Annotated in this window: 12 protein-coding genes, 1 tRNA gene and 1 pseudogene; 10 read left to right on the top strand and 4 right to left on the bottom strand. The window is 66.8% G+C overall.

All coding sequences use genetic code 11. From position 1 onward, the window contains the following. Positions 1–21: 21 nt before the first annotated feature. Positions 22–915 (bottom strand): 4-hydroxybenzoate octaprenyltransferase, encoded by an 894-nt coding sequence (ubiA, locus tag AC5P7U_RS04120; RefSeq protein ID WP_006475017.1) that lies wholly within the window; start codon positions 913–915, stop codon positions 22–24. 150 nt (positions 916–1,065) lie between these two features. Between ubiA and AC5P7U_RS04115 the strand changes: the two genes are divergently transcribed. The 3 genes from AC5P7U_RS04115 to AC5P7U_RS04105 all read left to right on the top strand — a co-directional run bounded on the left by AC5P7U_RS04115 (position 1,066) and on the right by AC5P7U_RS04105 (position 2,403). Then, positions 1,066–1,142: transfer RNA gene (locus AC5P7U_RS04115), tRNA-Arg, on the top strand. A gap of 146 nt (positions 1,143–1,288) precedes the next feature. Next, positions 1,289–1,993 carry a DUF433 domain-containing protein gene (locus AC5P7U_RS04110; RefSeq protein WP_006475019.1) on the top strand — a complete coding sequence of 235 codons (705 nt, stop codon included), beginning with the start codon at positions 1,289–1,291 and terminating at the stop codon, positions 1,991–1,993. Beyond that, positions 1,990–2,403 (top strand): DUF5615 family PIN-like protein, encoded by a 414-nt coding sequence (locus tag AC5P7U_RS04105; protein WP_197564231.1) that lies wholly within the window; start codon positions 1,990–1,992, stop codon positions 2,401–2,403. The genes AC5P7U_RS04110 and AC5P7U_RS04105 overlap by 4 nt, the downstream gene beginning before the upstream one ends. A 77-nt stretch (positions 2,404–2,480) precedes the next feature. Here the strand turns inward: AC5P7U_RS04105 and AC5P7U_RS04100 are convergent, their stop codons facing one another. The 3 genes from AC5P7U_RS04100 to AC5P7U_RS04090 all read right to left on the bottom strand — a co-directional run bounded on the left by AC5P7U_RS04100 (position 2,481) and on the right by AC5P7U_RS04090 (position 10,359). Further along, positions 2,481–3,836, bottom strand: a complete 1,356-nt coding sequence (locus tag AC5P7U_RS04100; protein WP_414554927.1) for a Gfo/Idh/MocA family protein — start codon at positions 3,834–3,836, stop codon at positions 2,481–2,483. A gap of 65 nt (positions 3,837–3,901) precedes the next feature. Next, on the bottom strand, positions 3,902–6,877 hold the full coding sequence (locus AC5P7U_RS04095) for a TonB-dependent receptor (protein ID WP_164241624.1): 2,976 nt from the start codon (positions 6,875–6,877) through the stop codon (positions 3,902–3,904). Between the two features lie 122 nt (positions 6,878–6,999). Continuing rightward, positions 7,000–10,359, bottom strand: a complete 3,360-nt coding sequence (locus AC5P7U_RS04090; RefSeq protein WP_495220810.1) for a TIM-barrel domain-containing protein — start codon at positions 10,357–10,359, stop codon at positions 7,000–7,002. Positions 10,360–10,681: 322 nt separating this feature from the next. Between AC5P7U_RS04090 and AC5P7U_RS04085 the strand changes: the two genes are divergently transcribed. The 7 genes and pseudogenes from AC5P7U_RS04085 to AC5P7U_RS04055 form a co-directional block, all read left to right on the top strand. Further along, positions 10,682–11,836, top strand: a complete 1,155-nt coding sequence (locus tag AC5P7U_RS04085; RefSeq protein ID WP_495220808.1) for an SIS domain-containing protein — start codon at positions 10,682–10,684, stop codon at positions 11,834–11,836. Beyond that, positions 11,829–12,767: an ROK family protein gene (locus tag AC5P7U_RS04080; protein WP_414554924.1), complete on the top strand. Its 939-nt coding sequence runs from the start codon at positions 11,829–11,831 to the stop codon at positions 12,765–12,767. The genes AC5P7U_RS04085 and AC5P7U_RS04080 overlap by 8 nt, the downstream gene beginning before the upstream one ends. Positions 12,768–12,783: 16 nt before the next feature. After that, complete coding sequence (locus tag AC5P7U_RS04075; RefSeq protein ID WP_312560993.1) at positions 12,784–14,118, top strand: D-tagatose-bisphosphate aldolase, class II, non-catalytic subunit; 1,335 nt, start codon at positions 12,784–12,786, stop codon at positions 14,116–14,118. 34 nt (positions 14,119–14,152) lie between these two features. Then, on the top strand, positions 14,153–14,929 hold the full coding sequence (locus AC5P7U_RS04070) for a DeoR family transcriptional regulator (RefSeq protein ID WP_308308035.1): 777 nt from the start codon (positions 14,153–14,155) through the stop codon (positions 14,927–14,929). Next, positions 14,926–16,053: an N-acetylglucosamine-6-phosphate deacetylase gene (nagA, locus tag AC5P7U_RS04065; protein WP_308308036.1), complete on the top strand. Its 1,128-nt coding sequence runs from the start codon at positions 14,926–14,928 to the stop codon at positions 16,051–16,053. Before AC5P7U_RS04070 ends, nagA begins: the two co-directional genes overlap by 4 nt. A 186-nt stretch (positions 16,054–16,239) precedes the next feature. Then, complete coding sequence (locus AC5P7U_RS04060; RefSeq protein WP_308308037.1) at positions 16,240–18,027, top strand: MFS transporter; 1,788 nt, start codon at positions 16,240–16,242, stop codon at positions 18,025–18,027. A 159-nt stretch (positions 18,028–18,186) separates the two neighbouring features. Next, positions 18,187–18,425: pseudogene (locus AC5P7U_RS04055) on the top strand (type VI secretion system tip protein VgrG); the annotation flags it as partial.

The following is an 18,425-nucleotide window of genomic DNA, read 5'->3' as shown; positions in this document are numbered from 1 at the left end:
CGGCGCTACCTCACCCCGGGGTCAGCGCAGGGCCAGATCGACTGCGATGCCGGCAAACAGCGCGGCACCGACCCAGTTGTTGTGCAGGAACGCCTTGAAGCACGGCCCGCGCTCGCGGTTGCGGCAGATCCAGAACTCGTACACCACCAGCACGGTGGCCACGGCCACGCCGGCCAGGTAGTAGCCGCCCAGCCCGCCGCGCACACCGACCAGCGCCATGGTGGCCAGGAACAGCGCATACAGCACGCCCTGGATGACCAGGTCGAGATCACCGAACAGGATTGCGGTGGAGTGCGAGCCCATCTTCAGGTCGTCCTCGCGGTCGACCATGGCGTACCAGGTGTCGTAGGCGGTGGACCACAGGATGTTGCCGGCGTACAGCAGCCAGCCCAGCATCGGCACCTCGCCCTGTACGGCAGCGAATGCCATCGGGATGCCCCAGCCGAACGACATGCCCAGGTAGACCTGCGGCAGATGGGTGTAGCGCTTCAGGTAGGGGTAGCTGGCGGCCAGGAACACGCCGATGAAGCTCAGGCCGATGGTCAACCCGTTCAGGGTCAGCACCAGCCCAAACGCCACCAGCATCAGCACCGCGAACAGGATGAGCGCAGCGCGGCCACTGATCGCGCCGGTGGCCAGCGGACGCGCCTTGGTGCGTTCCACATGCGGGTCGAGCCAGCGGTCGGCGTAGTCGTTGATGACGCAACCGGCCGAGCGGGTCAGCCACACGCCGGCGGTGAACACGAACAGGGTCCACAACGGCGGCAGGCCGCCGGCGGCCAACCACAACGCCCACCAGGTGGGCCACAGCAGCAGCAGCGTACCGATCGGGCGATCAGCGCGCATCAGACTCCAGTAATGCCGCCAACGCGGCGTCGCCGACGACTGCGGCGAAGTGAGGGGGGTATCAGCCATGCCGATAGGATACTCCTGCCCCTCCGGCAGGGCTTTGCCTGGCGGGGGGAGATTTGTTCGGCGAAACTGGATAGAATGCCCGTCCCGCACCGCTTCATGGCGCTGCGATGCCCGCCCCGGCACTGGTCGGCGGCGCGGCGGTTCTACAACGCGCCCGTAGCTCAGCCGGATAGAGTAGTGGCTTCCGAAGCCATTGGTCGGGGGTTCGAATCCCTCCGGGCGCGCCATCTTTACGTTTTTTGACAGATTTGACCCGTCTGCAAATGGCGAGGGCAAGTGACGGCGTGCCATCTGTCTCAGTGAATGAGACCTGCTTGGCACAAGATGAGGAGCCAAATTCGTTGTTCCTCCTACATTGGGTAGACTCAGCCCCATGGGAATCGCCCTGCCAGCTTCGGACGGCCTTGGCCTCGGCCTGTACTCATACGCCGATGCTGCGCGCTTCATTGGTGGCAAACCGTCCGAACTCAGGCGCTGGGTCAAGGGATACGAAAGCCGTTATCACGGTAATGTCCAGGCACACCCGCCACTGTGGTCGTCGCAGTGGGCGGGGTCGGACATTGATGGGATCGGCTTCCGCGACCTCATCGAACTCCGCTTCATACGTACGTTTGTTGCGTGTGGCGTACCACTTAATCTGATCCGACTGACCATTACCGAACTACGGGAGCGGCTGGGCAAGGACTATCCCTTCACCAGTACAACCTTCAAGACCGATGGTCGTCGCATCTTCATGGAACTTCTGGACGAGAGCGGCGATGGAGCGTTGGTTGACGTCGTGAAGAGACAGGACGTCATGCGCAAGGTCATCGCTCCCTCCTTGCGCGATGGAATCGAGTTGGGTATCGATGATCACGCAGAACGATGGTTCCCCATGAGGGGCTCAAGGGCGGTGGTGTTTGATCCGAAGCGAAGTTTCGGCCAGCCCATTCTCTCCGAGTCAGGCGTTCCCACGATTGCCATTGTTGAAGCGCTGCAAGCGGAAGGCGGCGACGAGCGGCGGGTCGCACGCCTGTATGATCTGCCTCTTGCTGCAGTCAGGAAAGCACTGCAGTTCGAAGGCCGAGAAACGCCTTGAAGGCGCAGATCGACGAGAATCTGCCGCCTGCGCTCGCCCGGGCCATCGACGCCATTGCGCGCAGTGATGATCACGAGGTTGTTCACGTAAGAGAGTTCGTGAAGCCCGGCACTACCGACCTCGAGTTGTTCGATGCCGCAATTCATCGCGGCATCCGCGTTCACGTCACTCAGGACCATCATCAGCGCAAACCTGCCGAACGTGAGGCTATCGCGCGGCTCGGTTTAACGGTTTTCGTACTGGCCAAGGGATGGAGCACGCTCAGCCACTATGATCGTGCAGCACGCCTGCTCGAGTGGTGGCCCAAAATGATGCAACAAGCGCATCTGGTTCAACCCGGCGCCATGTTCCGCGTGCCGCACGCGAGAGCATCTGGCGGACGACTGGCACAGATCAAGTCGACCCGCTAAGCCAAACAACAACGCCGGGCATGGCCCGGCGTTGCATTCAGCTCAGTCGAGCATGGCTCGACTCCACAAAGAGCAGATCAGTACTTGCCGTCGAACGCGAAGATCGGCTTGCGCTGCTTCCACGCGCCGGCGGTGAAGTCCGGGAACTCCAGCGTCTGGAAACTGTTGGCGATCGACTGCTCGCTCAGCGGCGTGATCGCACTCCAGGTCACCGCATCGTAGATGTCGATCGGCATCGGCGCCTTGGCCTTCAGCGCTTCCACGAAGGCATGGATGACGAACCAGTCCATGCCACCATGGCCGGCGCTGGCGGCGGTGTCCGCGTTCTGCTTCCACAGCGGGTGTTCGTACTCGTCCTGGTACTTCTTGAACTCTTCCCACTGGTGCGGCGGGCTGCGGCCTTCAATATGGATCGAGTGGTTCACATCCATCCACAGGCCCTTGGTGCCCTGCACGCGGAAGCCCATCGAGTACGGGCGCGGCAACGAGGTATCGTGCTGCAGCAGGATGGTCTCGCCGTTCTCGCAGGCAAGCGTGGTGGTCACGACATCGCCCAGCTTGAACTTGACCTTGGTGCTGGGATGGGTGGTGCCGCCACTCTTGGCCACGGTGTATTCGTGCAGGCCGCGCGCCTTGGTCGCGAACGCATTGATGTGGGTGAAGCGGTTGCCGCGGTTGATGCCGGTGTACATCGCGCATGGGCCGATGCCGTGGCTGGGGTACAGCTCGCCGTTGCGCTCGACCGAATGCTCGGTGCGCCAGCGCGCTTCGCTCCAGCCCTTGGGGCCGAATTCCACGCCGCTGTCGTAAGGCTGGTTCGGATCGCCGGAGTTGAACTTCACGCCGCGCAGGTCGTGCTGGTAGCCGGCCTGCAGATGCACCAGCTCGCCGAACAGGCCCTGGCGCACCATCTGCAGTGCGGCCATCACGTCGCGGCGGTAGCAGACGTTCTCCAGCAGCATGTACGGGGTGCCGGTGCCCAGCTGGGTCTTCAGCACGTCCCAGTGGTCCTGCAGGGTGATGCCGGCCACCACTTCGCAGCCCACGGCCACGCCGGCCTGCATCGCGGCAATCGCCATCGGTGCGTGGTATTCCCACGGCGTGGCGATGATCACGCCATCGATGCCCTTCTGTTCCAGCAGGCGCTTCCAGGCGTTGGTGTCACGGTCCTGGCCATAGGTCTTGGGCGCCGGCTTGCCGGCCTTGCTGACCATGTCCACGGCGCGGCCGAGCATGATCGGCTCGATGTCGCACAGCGCGACCACTTCGACATCGTCGCGGCGCACCAGTTCCTTCAGCAGCACCAGGCCACGCATGCCGGTACCGATCATGGCCAGGCGCACCTTGCGCCCGCGTGCCCATGCCGGGGTCTGCGGCAGCAGGCTGCTGGCGGCGACAGCGGCGCTGGCCGCGATGAATTCCCTACGCTTCATGGCAAACATCTCTCCTCTAGGCAGCGTGCCGGCCGCAGCCGGCACGCCAGGTCACGCAAACGAAATTACTTGAACCGGTAGCCGATGGTCACACTGTAACCACGACCGAAGATGGTCGCGTAGTCACTGGAGTCACCCAGGAAGCTGTTCGGGTCATAGAACGGCAGGCGGTTGAACAGGTTCTTGACGGTGAAGCTCAGGTTCCAGGCATCATCCGGGCGCCAGGTGACGCTCATGTTGGCGGTCCACCACGACGGTGCACCGTCACACTTGCTCTTCTGCAGTGCCAGGTAACCGCCGGTGCAGGTTTCCTTGTTGTTGCTCACTTCGTCGACCTGGTCGGTGGCCCACTTGGTGCCGCCCACATAGTTGACGAACATGCTGGTGGTGACCTGCTTGTAGGTCCAGTCGGCATTGAGCGTGGCACGCAGGCGCGGGTTGTTGTAGTAACCCACCACATCGCCGTAGTACCAGCCGTTCTCCGCATCCATGTAGAAGCGGTTGCGGTTGGCGATGGTGGCGGCCAGGCCGATGTTCAGGTTGCCCCAGTCACCCAGCGAGAAGCGGCTGCGCGCATCGATGTCGAAGCCGTCGATCAGCGTCTTGCCGCGGTTCTTGTACTGGCCGACCACGCTGGCCACGTTGCCCGCCGAATAGCCCGGCAGGTTCGCCGGGCAGCTCACGCCGCTGGCCGGATCGGCGCACATTGCCGCCAGCTGCGCCAGGTTGGCCCGGTCGCTGTCGGTGATCGGCGAACGCGACATCGAGATGATGTCTTCCATGCGGCGGTAGTCCGGCGCAACGATCTCGTTGTTGCGGTAGATGAACCAGTAGTCGGCCGACACCGACAGCCAGCTGGCCGGCTCGTAGACGAAGCCGAGGGTGGCGATCTTCGCCTTCTCCGGCTTCAGGTCCTTGTTCGGCTGGGTCATGCGCGCCACGGTACGGCTGCAATCGACGTTCAGCAGGGTCTTGCCGAGGTCGACATCCCCCGGCCGCTGCGACTTCAGCAGCAGGTTGGCGATGGCGTTGGTCTCGTTGCAGCGCAGCTCGTCGCGGAAGCCGCCCAGCTGTGCGAACACGCCGCCGTTGCCGGACTCGGCCAGGCTCGGTGCGCGGAAGCCGGTGGAGTAGGTACCACGCAGCATCAGCTGATCGAAGGCCTGGTACTTGAAGCCGATCTTCGGCGCGATGTTGGCGCTGAAGTTCGGGTACTTGTCCACGCGCACCGCCGCATCCAGCTCCAGCTTGTCGGTGATCGGCGCCACGGTCTCGGCGAACAGCGCATAGGTATTGCGCTTGCCGTCGAACCACGAGCCGCCCTGCTGGGTGATCAGGCCGTTGGCCGCATCGGCGTTGCCCGGGGTGTAGAAGGTTTCGCGGCTGGCGTTGAAGCCGAACGCTGCACGCATTTCGCCGGCCGGCAGCTGGAACAGCGGGCCTTCGATCTTGCCGTCCAGGGTATGCAGGCGCGTCCACGACTGGATGTCGAAGGTCGGGAAGGCTTCACGGATCAGTGCGGCGTTGGCTTCGCTGATCTCGCCGAACTTGTAGGCCGGATGATCGGAAATGATCACGCGGCCCGTGCCCGGATCGATCGTGTACGGGCCGAAAGCCTTCTCGAAGCCCTTGGTGTTGACGTTGATGGTCTGGTAGGTGGTGGAGTGGGTACCGGCGCTGGCGAACGCGGTCTCCCAGTTCCAGTCGCCCACGTTGCCACGCGCGCCGGCCAGCACGCGGTAGCTCTTGTCGGTGTTGCGCTGGCCGAAGTAGTTGGCGCCTGCATCCTGCAGCAGGTACTGCAGGCCGACCACGCCGCCCATCATCGCCTTCATTTCCGGGCTGGCGTGGTTGTACTCGTTGTTCGGGCCCAGGAACGGATACAGGAACTGATTGACGTTGTTGCCGGTGTTGCGCGAGAACCAGCTGGTCGGGTTGCCGGTGGTGGTGCCGTAGGTGCGCGGGGTGCCACCGTTGGCGCGCAGGTCGATGTCGGTGTACGTCGCCTCGGCGAAGATCTCGGTGCTTTCGCCCACCAGGAAGGTGCCGTTGAGGTAGGCGGTGTTGCGCTCGGACTTGGCGCCGGCATCGATCTCGTTGTTCATCCAGGTTTCCCAGACGCAACGCGGGCCGGCCGCTTCACTGGTCAGCACGTTCTTGCAGCCCGGTGCCGCCTCCTGCACGCGACGGCCGGTCACCGGATCAAACGCGAAGTAGCTGCCCGGGTTGAACTCGCCCGGCTTGCTGCCCACGCCCAGGCGCAGGTTGTTGAGGTAGTTCGGGTTGTTGACGTAGTACTGGTCCGGCCGCTTGTCGTAGAAGTCGCTCAGCGGAATCGCGTCGCGGCGGTACATGTTCACCGCGCCGTAGATGTTGAAGCGGTTCTCGGCCAGGTCGCCGAAGCCGGCGGTGATGCTGGCCTGGCGTTCGCCGTAGGAGTCGATGCGCGAGGAGGTGTCGTTGGTGAAGCTGACTTCGGCACCCTGGAAGTTGCGCTTGGTGATCACGTTGATCACGCCGGCCACCGCGTCAGTGCCGTACACCGCCGAGGCGCCGTCGGTCAGCACTTCCATACGCTCGATGGCCGCTGCCGGAATCGCATCGATGTTGACGAACTGGGTCTGGAAGCCGGCCGGTGCGCCGTAGTACGAAAGGCGACGACCGTTCAGCAGCACCAGCGTGCCCTGTGCACCCAGCCCGCGCAGGTTGGCCTGCGAAGCACCGTCGGAACCGGTGAACAGCGAACGCGCGTCCTGCTGTGCAGGGCGCGCGGCCGGCAGGTTGTCCAGCACCTGCAGCAGCGTGCGCGCACCCATGTTCTGGATGTCCTGCTTGCTGATCACCTGCACCGGCGATGCGGTTTCAACGTCGGTGCGGCGGATGTTGGAGCCGGTCACCTCGATGCGGGCCAGGTCGGTGGCCTTGTCCTTGCTCTCTTGTGCAACGGCAGGAACGGCGACCGAGAGCAGCACGCCGGCAATGGCCAGCGTCAGCGGAGCGATCGAGCGACAGGGGGGGCGGTGGTGGCGGGCGGGCAACATCGGGGTTCTCTCCTGGCAGGGGTGCGGCGCGAATGGTGGATCGGCGGGCAAAACGCTCCCGGGCCACGGCCAGCAGGGCCGTAGTCGGTATGGGCGGGGGGAGGAGCGGTGTTACGAGGCGGTCATGGGGCGACGATGCTGGCGGAGTCGCCCTCCTGGCCGATCAGCACGGCGTTGGCCCAGTTGGCACAGACCTGGGCGGGTTGGCTGCCCTGCGCACCCAGCGTGCGCAGGCTCAGGGTGGAAAGGCCACGGATGTCCAGCTCCGGCTTGACCACGCCGGGCGCCTTCACCAGGCCGCTGTCGTACAGCAGGCGGTTGTCGCCCCAGACCTGGAACTGCAGGCCACCGGCAGTGCGGCACGCGTCGTCGATGCCGAGGTCGGCGCGCAGCAGGTGCCAGCCGCCCTGCAGGCGCAGGTCGATGCGGCTGTTGGCGGCCACGCCCAGGCCACGACGGAACTGCAGGCCGTTCATGCGCATGCCGGCATCGCCACGGAACGACTGGTCGGCGCGCACCTGGCTGGCCAGCGCGGCCGGCACCGGCAGCTCGGAGAGATAGCGCTGCCGGGCCGGTCGCTCCGGTTCCTGGTGCTCGAGGATGTGGAAGGTGGACAGCGCGATCGGGCCGACGTCGCGCGGCTGCAGCGCATCGAAGGCGCGGGCACTGCCCTGCGCCGCGGTGACCATCGGGTCGGTGCTGCTGGCGCCGTCGCCCTCCGGGTTCTGCACGCTCAGCACGCGGAACCGCAGCAGGCGGCCGGCATGCGCCGGGAAGTCGATGCGCTGCACGCCTTCCTTCAGCTGCAGGCGGCCACGGGCGATCGGCTCGCCCCACTCGCCATTGCTGTCGCCCAGGTACACCTCGTAATCGCGCACCTGGCCGTGCTTCCAGTTTTTGTCGTTGCGCGGGGCGATATCGATGCCATCGATCATCCTGCGCTCGCCAAAGCCGATCACCCACTCGTGTGCACCGGTGCGCACCGCCTGGTTGCGCACGCTGCGGAACCAGGTGGCGGGATCGTCGTCGAAGGCGTTTTCCAGCGCATGGCCGGGCTCTTCGGCCGGGCGGTTGACCACCAGCAGGCTGTCGGCCGGCAGTTCGCGGCCGAGCACCGGCGCGGCGGGGTAGGCATCATCGGCGACGGCCGCGGCCACCGCGAAGTCCAGCTGCAGCTGCAGCGGTTGGCGGATGTCCTGCGCGGTTGTGCGCACATGCAGCGTTCCGCGGCGCTCCTGGGCGTCGAAGTACCAGCCTTCGGCCGCAGTGTTGAAGGCGGCGGCGTCAGCCAGCGCCGGCAGCGCGCGGCCGCCGGCCTGCACCGCACGCGGCGCCTGCCGGCTGAGTACGCGCAGGCCATAGCGACGCTGCACCAGCTGGCCGTTGTACTGGCCCTGCACCGCATCAATCTGCACCTGCACTGGGCCACTGCCCTGCGCCGGTGCCTGCACGCGGATCACCTGCGTGCTCGACTCGCCCTGCTGGTAACGGCGGGTGTTGCCATCGTCTTCGTACAGCGTGTACTGCGAATCACCCTGCGGGTACAGGTCGAACGTCACCTCATCCAGCGGCTTTTCACCGTCGAACAGCATCGACGGGTACATCGGCAGGATCGCACCGGCACGCACGAACACCGGCAGCGTGGCCAGGTCGACCTGGCGATCCAGCTGGCGTCCGTCGGCGGCGGCCTGCACGCGGCGGCCATCCCAGTAGTCAATCCAGCCGCCGGCCGGCAGGTGGATGTCGCGGCGCCAGCCACGACTGGCTGCCTGGCTGCGGTATACCGGCGCCACCAGCAGGTCGCGGCCGAGCAGGAACTGGTACTTGTAGGTCTCATCCTGCGCGTGCGGATCGCGCGGGTTGTCCCACATCAGGCCACGCACCGGCGGCGCGCCGGTCTGCGCGGCCTCGTGCACCAGCCCATACATGTACGGGGTCAGGCGCATCTTCAGCTTCAGGTAATCGCGGTTGATGCTGCGGTAGGGCTCGTCGTACCACCACGGGTGCTTGCGCGCGTTCGACGACCAGCCGCTCATGCCCATCAGCACCGGGGTGAACGCCTTCCACTGCAGGTCGCGGGTGAAGGTTTCGGCGCTGCCGCCGAAGATCGCATCAACGTCGCCGCTGGCGTAGGCCATGCCGGACAGGCCCGACCCGACCAGGGTCGGCACGTGCCAGCGGATGTAGTCCCAGCTGCTGCTCTGGTCGCCGGTCCAGGCCACTGCGTAGCGCTGGATGCCGGCCCAGCCCATCACCGTCCACAGGAACGGGCGCGAATCGGAGTTGTCGAGGATGCCGTTGAATGCCTGGCGGTTGGCGTCCATCGCGAACTGGTAGCCCTTGCCGGTCCAGGCCACGTCCAGCTTCTGCACGCGGCTGCCGGCCTTGCCCACTTCCCAGGCGATCTTGTCGACGCCGTTCTCGGTCCACAGGCCGGTGCGGAAGCCGTAGCCGGCCAGGCCCTTCACCGTTTCCGGCAGCTGCTTGTAACCGCAACCATACCCATCGTTGGGCAGGATCCAGCCACCGGGCATGTCGTGGGCGCGGTACTGCTTGGCCACGCTGTCGATCACGTCGGGGGTGGTGCCGGTCGGGCCGTCGCTCCAGCCTTCGGGCACAGTGCCGGGCTTCTTGCTGTTGTCGCCGTCGTTGTAGCAATCGGCGTCACCGTAGGACAGCGCCCAGCGCGCGACCATGTTCGGGCGGCCGGTCAGCTGGGTGTAGCGTTCGATCAGCTTCGGCAGGTCGGTGCCGACGAAGTAGTAAGCATCGAAACGATCTTCGCGATGCAGCAGCGTGGCCTGGTCGGGCTGGCGCAGGTCGTAGCTGCCATCGCTCCAGGTGTTGCGCAGCATGCCCCAGCCACGGCTGCTCAGCAGCATCGGTGCCGGGCTGGGGCGGTCGCCCTCTTCCCAGCCGCCGGAATAGGACACCTCCAGCTCGCGACCCTTGAACTGGTAGCGGCCGTTCTGCTGGCCACCACCGTAATAGCCTTCGTCGGCCTGCGAGGACAGCACCTGCACGCTCTGCGTGGCATCCAGGTCCAGCGGCTGCAGTTCCTGCCACAGCGCGGTGGGCTGGCCGTTGTCCAGGCGCTCCAGGCGCAGGCGCAACGGCTGCCGCTGCACATGCAGCACCAGTGCATCGGTACGCACGCGGATTTCCTGCGCGTCTTCTTCCAGCTGCGCCTTTACGTTCGCCTGCGGTTGCGGCAGTACGATCGGCGCGGCCTTGTCGCCCGCGCCGGTCAGCGTGCCATTGCGGCCGGCCTGCACGCGGATGATGTCGGTCGCCGGCAGTTCGATGCGGATGCGCGCGCCCTTGTCGGTCTGCAGGTCCCAGCCCTGCACGCCGTCGCGGCTGTCGCTGGCGGCCACCGAACGCAGGTTGCCGACCGGCTCTGCCCGGGCCGGCAGGGACGCCAGCATCAGCGCCGGCAACAGGGCCAGCAGCAGCGGCGAGCGACGAACGCAGTTTTCCACGCGGACTCCCAACCCGTTCACCGGGCGTTTCGAAAGCGGTTGGGCCGACTCTAGGGCAGCGATTCGAAAGATGTCAACAAATTGAAAGGAAAAAGGAAGATATATTCCTTTGAAACGAAAGTTGTTGCGTCGCAATACTTTGTGTAAGCGCTTGCAGACGCCTGTTAAGCATTGTGCGATACGGCATACTGCCTCTTCTTTCGTTTTCCCACACGTCCAGCTCGAGGCAAACCCGGCATCACATTTTCTTTCTTTTTACTTTCGGTATTTGACATTTCGAAAGAAAACACAGATGGTGCGCTGGCCCAACTGGAACCTCCGAATGGACGTCACCCTGCTTTCCGATGTGTCCGCCTGGCAGCGCCTGGGCGGAGCCGATACCGCTACCGAAATCGCCCAGCAGCCTGCGCTGTGGGAAGCCCTTGCGCAGGATCTGTCGCGTGCCCGTGATCGCCTGCAGGCCTTCCTCGGCGACAGCCTCAACGATCCCCACCAGCGCGTGCTGTTCACCGGCGCCGGCAGCTCCGGCTTCATTGCCGAGATGGTGGCCGACGCGATCAACGCGCAGTGGCCGGCCGAGGTGCGCGTGGTGCATACCACCAGCCTGCTGACCCACCCGGCGCTGTACCTGCAGCGCGACCGCCCGACCCTGCTGGTTTCGTTCGGCCGCAGCGGCTCAAGCCCGGAAAGCGTGGCAGCAGTGGACCGTGTGCGCAGCGACGTGGATGACGCGCGCTTCCTCGACATCACCTGCAATGCCGATGGAGAACTGGCCCGCCGCGGTGCCGGCCGTGCCGACACCTGCACCCTGCTGATGCCGTCGGCCAGCTGCGACCGCGCCTTCGCCATGACCAGCAGCCTGACCTGCATGCTGCTGGCCGCGCTGACCGTATTCGACCGCTCGCCGTGGGACGCGCGCATCGCGCGCCTGAAGCAGATCGCAGCACTGGCCCGCGAAGGCCAGGCGCAGTGGGATGCGCCGGTCGCCGCGCTGGCGCAGCGCCCGTTCAACCGCATCATCTACCTCGGCAGCGGCCCGCTGGAAGCGCTGGCCCGCGAGTGCGCGCTGAAGGTGCTGGAGCTGACCGCCGGCCGCGTGCTGGCACTGGCCAATACGCCGCTGGGTTTCCGCCACGGCCCGAAGTCGACGCTGGACGGCAACACGCTGGTGGTGGTGCTGCGCAGCGTGCAGCCGCTGGCGCGGCGCTACGAACAGGACCTGCTGGAAGAACTGCGCCGCGACGGCGTGGCCGGCGAGGTGCTGGCGATCGGCCCGCATTCGGATATCGGTGCCGAAGACGAATACACCCTCACCGTGCCGGCACTGGACGACCCGTGGCTGGCGCCGGTGTGGCTGGGCTTTGCGCAGCTGTTCGCGCTGCAACGCTCGGCCGCGTTGGGCCTGACCCCGGACAATCCGTTCCCGGACGGCACCGTCAACCGCGTCGTCAAGGGCGTCACCATCCACCATGGCTGAGCTGATTGCCCACGCCGGCTACGGCATCGACATCGGCGGCACCAAGATCGAGCTGGTGGCGTGCGATGCGGCGATGCAGGTCACCTGGCGCCGTCGCGTCAGCACGCCGCAGGGCGACTATGAGGGCTTCCTGCAGGCGATGCTGGGGCTGGTGGCCGATGCAGATGCTTCACTGGGCCGCAACGACGCCGCCATCGGCATCGCGCTGCCCGGCGTGCGTGATCGGCGCACGGGTCGCCAGCTCAGTGCGAACGTGCCGGCGCTGACCGGCCACAGCGTCGCCGCCGATCTGCAGGCCCGGCTGCAGCGCCCGCTGCACTTCGGCAACGACCTGCAGTGCTTTGCCCTTTCCGAAGCGCACGGCGGCGCCGCCGATGGCTACCCCAGCATGTTTGGCGCCATCCTCGGCACCGGTGCAGGCGGTGGTTTCTGCCTGCACGGCCGCCTGCTGTCCGGCTTCAACGGCCTGGCCGGCGAATGGGGCCACTGGAGCGTGCCCGGCCACCTGCTGCAGCGCCACGGCCTGCCGCTGATCGACTGCGCCTGCGGCCTGCAGGGCTGCGTCGAGCGTTACGTCTCCGGCAGTGGACTGGCGATGATCGAACGCCATCTGGACGGCAGTGCCGCCGACGCCAGCGCGGTGATCGCACTCGCCGAAGCCGGCGATACCCGCGCGCGCAAGGCGCTGGACATCCACCGCGACCTGCTCGGCCACAGCCTGGCCGCACTCGTGCTGGCGCTGGACCCGCATGTGATCGTGCTGGGCGGTGGCCTCTCGCAGTACGCGCCGCTGTACCAGCAGCTGCCAGCGGCCATCGCCGCCCATCTGTTCAACGGCGTGCAGGTACCGCCGATCGTGCCGCCCCGCTTCGGCGATGCCGGCGGCGCACGTGGTGCTGCCCTGCTCGCCTGCCACCCCTCGTTTTCCTGATGTCCGGAGCCTGACCATGTCCCCGTTGCAGACCCTGCTTGCCTCCCACCGCGCCGGTGCCAACGTCGGCCTGTACAGCGTCTGCTGCAGCAACGAGCAGGTGCTGCGCGCCGCCATGCATGTGGCGCTGGCGCACGGCACCGTGCTGCTGGTCGAGGCCACCTCCAACCAGGTCGACCAGTTCGGCGGCTACACCGGCATGACCCCGCCGCAGTACCGCGATTACGTCGGCACCCTGGCCGACGAGGAAGGCTTCCCGCGCGAGCGGCTGATCCTGGGCGGCGACCACCTCGGCCCGAATGCCTGGCAGAAGCGCCCGGCCGCCGAAGCGATGGCCCACGCCCGCGTGCTGATCGAGGCCTACGTCGCCGCCGGCTTCCACAAGATCCATCTGGACTGCAGCATGTCCTGCGCCGATGACCCGGTGCCGCTGCCCGATGCCATCGTCGCCGCACGCTCGGCCGAGCTGGCCGGGATCGCCGAGCGCACCGCCGCCGAGCATGGCCTGCCACCGCCGGTCTACGTGATCGGTACCGAAGTGCCGATTCCCGGTGGCGAAGCCTCGCTGGCCGAAGGCCTGCAGGTGACCACGCCCGCGGCCGCCGCGCAGACTCTGGCCATCCACCAGCAGGCGTTCGATACGCCGCAGCTGCGCGATGCCTGGCAGCGCGTGATCGCGATGGTGGTGCAGCCGGGCGTGGACTTCGACCACAGCAGCGTGCACGAGTACGATGCCGCCGCTGCTGGCACGCTGGCCGATTTCCTCGAACAGCAGCCGCGCATCGTGTTCGAAGCGCACTCCACCGACTACCAGCGCGAAAGCGGCCTGCACGCACTGGTGCGCGACCACTTCGCCATCCTCAAGGTCGGCCCGGCCGCCACCTTCGCCTATCGCGAAGCGCTGTTCGCGCTGGCTGCGATCGAAGCGGAGCTGCTGCCGGCTGCGCAATGCTCGCGCCTGCCGCAGGTGCTGGACGAGGTGATGGTGGCGCAGCCGAAGTACTGGCAGTCCTACTACCAGGGCGATGACGCCACACTGCGCCTGCTGCGCAGCTACTCCTTCAGCGACCGCTGCCGCTATTACTGGGGCGAGCCGGCACTGGTGCAGGCCGTGCAGACCTTGTTCGCCAACCTGGAACAGCACGCACCGCCGCTGGTGCTGCTCAGCCAGTACCTGCCGGAGCAGTACTGGGCCGTGCGCGAAGGCGCCCTGGCCAACACGCCCACCGCACTGGTGCAGCACCGCATCGGCCTGTGCCTGGGCGAATATGCCCGCGCCTGCAGTGCCAACCAGGCCGGCCACCGCAAGCAGAAAGAAAGTTCGGCCACCTCCGTTCTTGCGAACGGCTAATCTCTACCTTTCCTGACGACACCGAGAGATGGCCATGCGCAACACCCGCTCCCGCCGGCAACAGATCCTGCAGCTGCTGATCGAGCACGGCTCGGTGCAGGTAGCCGATCTGGTCGAGCGCTTCGGCGTGTCGGCGGTGACCATCCGGGCCGACCTGACCCACTTCGAGTCGCAGGGCCTGGCCAACCGCACCCACGGCGGCGCCACCCTGGTGCGCACGCCGCCGCAGGAACAGGACATCCACGAGAAGGATGCGCTGAACCTGCCGCTGAAGGAGTCGATCGGTGCGCGCGCCGCGCGCCTGGTGCAGCCGGGCGACAACATCATCATCGATTCCGGCTCGACCACGATGACCCTGGCCCGCCATCTGCGCACACAGCGCGACGTGACGGTGATGACCAACGGCCTGAACATCGCCTGGGAACTGGCCAATGCACCCGGCATCAACGTGCTGCTGACCGGCGGACTGCTGCGCCAGCAGTCGCTGTCGCTGCAGGGCAGCCAGGCCGAAGCCAGCCTCAACTCGTACAGCTTCGACACCCTGTTCCTGGGCGTGGATGGCCTGGACCTGCAGTTCGGCCTGACCACCCACGACGAAGCCGAAGCCCGCCTCAACCACCGCATGGTCGAGCGCGCGCGCCGCATCGTGGTGCTGACCGATGCCTCCAAGTTCGGCCGCGTCAGCCTGCACCGCATCGCCCTGCTGGACCAGATCCATACCATCATCACCGACGCCGGCATCGACGACGCCACCCGCGAGGGGCTGCAGCGACTGGGCATCGAGGTGATCATCGCCGAGCCCACCGCATGACCGACACCCGCTCCCTGCAGGGCCGCATCCTCACCCCACTGGGTTGGCGGCGTGGCCACGTCCATTTCGATTCGCACGTGCGCCAGCTGCAGGTGGACGACCACAGCGGCGCTGACGATCTGCAGCTGCCGGTGATCCTGCCCGGCTTCATCGACCTGCATGTGCATGGCGCAGCCGGCGTGGACCTGATGCAGGGCGGCGACGTGGCGCGCACCATTGCCCGCACCCATCTGCGCTTCGGCACCACCACGCTGCTGGCCACCACCATGACCGCCGGCCTGGACGAAATCGAGCATGCGCTGCAGGGTGTGGCCGCCACCATGGCGGCGCCCGATGCCGAGGCGGCCTGCATCGTCGGCGTGCACTTGGAAGGGCCGTTCATCAGCCCGCAACGGCTGGGCGCGCAGCCCAACCGAACGATCGAAGCGACGCTGGCCCTGGTGCAGCAGCTGCATGCACTCGCCCCGATCCGGGTGATGACGCTGGCGCCGGAGATCGGCGAGCACACCGCGTTGATTCCCGCGCTTGCAGCGATGGGTATCCGTGTGCAGCTTGGCCACAGCGCCGGCACCTACGAAGAAGGCGTGGCCGCACTGCAGGCCGGCGCCTCCGGCTTCACCCACCTGTTCAACGGCATGACCGGCGTCGATCACTATCGCCCGGGCATCGCCGCGGCCGCGCTGGCGCATGCGCAGTACGCCGAGATCATCCCCGACCTGCAGCACATCCACCCCGGCGTGATCCGGCTGGCCGCACGCGCGATCCCGCGCCTGTATGCGGTGACCGACGCCACCGCTGCCACCGGCATGCCCGATGGCGAATACGCACTGGGCGAGCAGCGCGTACACAAGTGCGGCGGCTGCGTGCGCCTGGCGACCGGTTCGCTGGCCGGCAGCGCGCTGACCATGGACCAGGCGCTGCGCAACCTGGTGCAGGTGGGCCTGGAGCTGGCTGATGCCTCGCAACGCGTTTCCACCTTCCCGGCCGACTACCTCGGCCTGGGCGATCGCGGCCGCATCGCGCCCGACGCCCGCGCCGACCTGGTGGTGCTGGACGCCGAGCTGCGCCTGCAGCAGGTAGTGGTCGGCGGGCACGTGGTCGATTTGAACGCTGCAAGCGCCTGACGTGCCGCCCGTCCTGACGCCTGGAACACCTGACGTACCGCCGCTCCTTGACGCCGGAAATGCCTGACGCACCGCCTTTGTAGAGTCGAGCTTGCTCGACTGCTCTGCCGCGCCCTGCGCGGTCAGTCGAGCAAGCTCGACTCTACGAAAGCAATCCGCACCGAAACGCCTCCTGGGAATACGCCGATGACCGCAAGCACCGCCCCGCGCTGGCCCGTACGCTACCTGCTCTTCATCGGCGGCCTCGGCGGCCTGCTGTACGGCATCGACATCGGCATCATCGCCGGCGCCCTGCCCTATCTTGAAGCCACAGCCAGCCACGCCTGGCAGCTCAGCAGCCAGCAACTCGGTTTCGTCGTGGCGGCGGTACTGCTGGGCAGTGTGCTGTCCTCGCTGTTTGCCGGCATGGTGGCCGACCTGATCGGACGCCGCGGCGCGATGCTGCTGGCGGGCCTGCTGTTCACCGCGTCGATTCCGATCATGGCGCTGGCCTCGGGCTACACGCCGTTGCTGCTCGGCCGACTGCTGCAGGGCATCAGTGGTGGCCTGATCGGCGTGGTGATTCCGCTGTACCTGGCCGAAGTGCTCAGCCCCGAACGACGCGGGCGCGGTGCGGCGATGTTCCAGCTGCTGCTGACCATCGGCCTGGTACTGGCGGCGCTGATCGGCCTGTACCACGCACATGCAGTCGACGCCGCCGCTGAAGCCGTGCGCTCACTGCCGGTCGCGCAGCAGGCGCAGGAACTGTTCACGGTGAAGGACCACGCCTGGCGCACCATCTTCTGGACCTGCCTGGCGCCGGGCCTGCTGTTCTGCGCCGGCATCTTCTGGCTGTCCGAGTCGCCGCGCTGGCTGGTGCGCCGCGGCCGCATCGATGATGCGCGCCGCAGCCTGCAGCGCGTACTGCCCGCTTCGGAGGTGGAGCCGACGCTTGCACAGATCCAGGCGCCGGAATCGAGCAGCCGCGACGGCAAGCGCGACCCGCTGCTCAGCCGCCGCTACGTGGTGCCGTTCCTGCTCGCCTGCGTGGTGCTGGCCTGCACCCAGGCCACCGGCATCAACTCGGTGCTGGCCTACGCGGTGAACATCCTCAACCAGGCCGGCCTGTCCGGCTCGGTAGCGAACAGCGCCGACGTGGCGATCAAGCTGCTCAATGCGGTGATGACCGTGGTCGCGCTGCTGCTGGTCGATCGCAAGGGCCGCAAGTTCCTGCTGATGCTCGGCAGCGGCGGTATCTGCGTGGCCCTGCTGGCCGCCGCGACCCTGTTCTTCCAGGCCGAGCGCGGCCGCGCAGACGTGCAATCGCAGCTGCAGGCCGCGGTCAGCGGCGATGGCCTGCAGCTGGTGCTGGATGAAGCGCAGTGGCAGCGTCTGGGCGTGGGCATCGACAGCGAAGGCCGGCCACTGCAGCTGACCGTGTCGTACGCCTACGGCAATTTCACCAATGTGCGCGCCCTGCGCAGCGACAGCCTGACCGATCGCGAGCTGCGCATCGAGCGTGCCGGCACCGTGCAGCCGGACAGCGTGATCGGCGCGTTCTTCCGCAAACTGCACCTGAACCCGTTCGCCGACCCGGCCAAGGCCGCGCAGGCACCGTTGCGCATCGAGCAGGCCCGCATCGGCCCGGTGCCGCCGCCGGCACACGGCTGGGCCGTGGCCGCCTGCATCCTGGTATTCGTCGCGTTCTTCGCAGTCGGCCCCGGCGTCTGCGTGTGGCTGGCGCTGTCCGAACTGATGCCCAACCGCATCCGTTCCAACGGCATGAGCATCGCGCTGCTGATCAACCAGTTCGTGTCCACTACCATCGCCGCGATCTTCCTGCCCACGGTGGGCCACTACGGCTACGCCAGCATGTTCGTGTTCTGGGCGGCGTGCACCTTCGTGTTCTTCCTGGTGGCCGCGCTATGGCTGCCCGAGACCAAGGGCAAGTCGCTGGAGGAGATCGAAGCACGGTTTGCCGGCAAGCGGGGCTGATCGCGGCGTCGCGATTGCACAGCCCGTCTTCCGTAATCCTGTCGTGAACAGCCCGATCCGGGGCCGACAAGCGTGATGCATCCCGCAGGAATGGCGTAGCTCGCGGCAGCCGGCGGCGTCCTGCCCCAACAGTTCTCCCACTACAAAGGGAGATTCTGCATGGGCATGGATGCCGCTGGTGTCGCACTGGTCCGGGCAATCACGCTCGACGCCCGGCAACCACGCCTGTTGCGCCTGCAGGGGCTGCATGAAACGTGGGTCGTCGAACGCTTCGAAGGCACCGAGTCGGTGTGCGGCGACAACCGCCTGCAGATCGACTGCCTGGCCACCGACGCCTTCCTGGAACTGGAATCCTGGCTGGAGCAGCCGCTGACCCTGCAGCTGCGCCAGGCCGACGG

Source organism: Stenotrophomonas sp. YJH_SMC_57 (assembly GCF_059369755.1).
Note: the sequence above shows the minus strand (reverse complement) of the source record. Positions and strands in the feature narration are given on the sequence as shown.

Excerpts from the sequence above, each read along its gene's own strand:
- AC5P7U_RS04070 (WP_308308035.1), top strand. The coding sequence starts at position 14,153 with ATGCGCAACACCCGCTCCCGCCGGCAACAGATCCTGCAGCTGCTGATC.
- AC5P7U_RS04075 (WP_312560993.1), top strand. The coding sequence starts at position 12,784 with ATGTCCCCGTTGCAGACCCTGCTTGCCTCCCACCGCGCCGGTGCCAAC.
- ubiA (WP_006475017.1), bottom strand. The coding sequence starts at position 915 with ATGGCTGATACCCCCCTCACTTCGCCGCAGTCGTCGGCGACGCCGCGT.
- AC5P7U_RS04060 (WP_308308037.1), top strand. The coding sequence starts at position 16,240 with ATGACCGCAAGCACCGCCCCGCGCTGGCCCGTACGCTACCTGCTCTTC.
- AC5P7U_RS04080 (WP_414554924.1), top strand. The coding sequence starts at position 11,829 with ATGGCTGAGCTGATTGCCCACGCCGGCTACGGCATCGACATCGGCGGC.
- AC5P7U_RS04085 (WP_495220808.1), top strand. The coding sequence starts at position 10,682 with ATGGACGTCACCCTGCTTTCCGATGTGTCCGCCTGGCAGCGCCTGGGC.
- AC5P7U_RS04095 (WP_164241624.1), bottom strand. The coding sequence starts at position 6,877 with ATGTTGCCCGCCCGCCACCACCGCCCCCCCTGTCGCTCGATCGCTCCG.
- AC5P7U_RS04110 (WP_006475019.1), top strand. The coding sequence starts at position 1,289 with ATGGGAATCGCCCTGCCAGCTTCGGACGGCCTTGGCCTCGGCCTGTAC.
- nagA (WP_308308036.1), top strand. The coding sequence starts at position 14,926 with ATGACCGACACCCGCTCCCTGCAGGGCCGCATCCTCACCCCACTGGGT.
- AC5P7U_RS04100 (WP_414554927.1), bottom strand. The coding sequence starts at position 3,836 with ATGAAGCGTAGGGAATTCATCGCGGCCAGCGCCGCTGTCGCCGCCAGC.